This window comes from Variovorax sp. P4_B10, assembly GCF_056402375.1.
In genome coordinates, this window is record NZ_JBFUHN010000185.1 from 1 (window position 1) to 816 (window position 816).

1 protein-coding gene and 1 pseudogene are annotated in these 816 nt (G+C 70.7%); both read left to right on the plus strand.

The window, feature by feature from the left end; all coding sequences use genetic code 11:
* The coding region (locus AC1DXX_RS33375; RefSeq protein ID WP_478138480.1) for an anti-sigma factor at positions 1-538 on the plus strand (538 nt) is incomplete at its 5' end.
* A gap of 28 nt (positions 539-566) precedes the next feature.
* A pseudogene (locus AC1DXX_RS33380) lies at positions 567-816 on the plus strand (GDSL family lipase); the annotation flags it as partial.

The window sequence follows — 816 nt, forward strand, 5'->3', positions numbered from 1 at the left end:
CAACATGATCGACACCGAGCAGTCGCAGCACGCCATCGAGCGGCAGCGCGATGCAGCCAACGCCGCCGGCAAGCCGCAGGGCGGCTGGCTGCGCAGCCTTGCGCTCTGGCGCGGCGCCACCGCGGCCGGTGCGCTCGCCACCGTGCTGGCGGTGGTGGTCGGCCTGAATCTGCGCGACCAGCTGGTCAACGCACCGGCGGTGCAGTACGTGGCCGTGCTGTCCGACGACCAGGCCGCGGCTTCGATGCTGGTGACCTTCGACCCCAAGAAGAAGCAGCTGGTGCTGCAGCGCGTGGGCAGCTACAGCGAAGGCAGCGACAAGTCGCTGCAGCTCTGGGCCCTGCCGCCCGGCGGCGCGCCACGCTCGCTCGGCGTGCTCGACAACGCACCGGCGCTGCGGCTGGCTGCGTCGGAATCCGATGTCCACGCCGTGCCGACCCTGGCCGTTACATTGGAAGCCAAGGGCGGCGTGCCACCCGGCAGCGGTCCGAAGGGGCCCGTCGTATTCAAGGGCGCCCTGATCGAAAAAACAATCTGATTTGCCTTCTGCCTCTCCGATGCCATCGATGAAATCCGTGCTGCTCGCGGCCGCGCTGCTGACGGCGGCGCTCGCCTCTCATGCCCAGACCGCGTCGGCCGCCTTCCCCTACGAGGCGGACGGCGCCACGGCCGCGGACGCCTCTTCCGAGTACCTGGCCGCCAAGGCGCGCTGGCACAACGAGCTCGCCGCCTTCGCCCGGGCCGACCAGGAGCACTTTCCGCCCCCGGGCGGCGTGGTGTTCGTCGGCAGCTCCACCGTGCGCATGTGGACCCGCC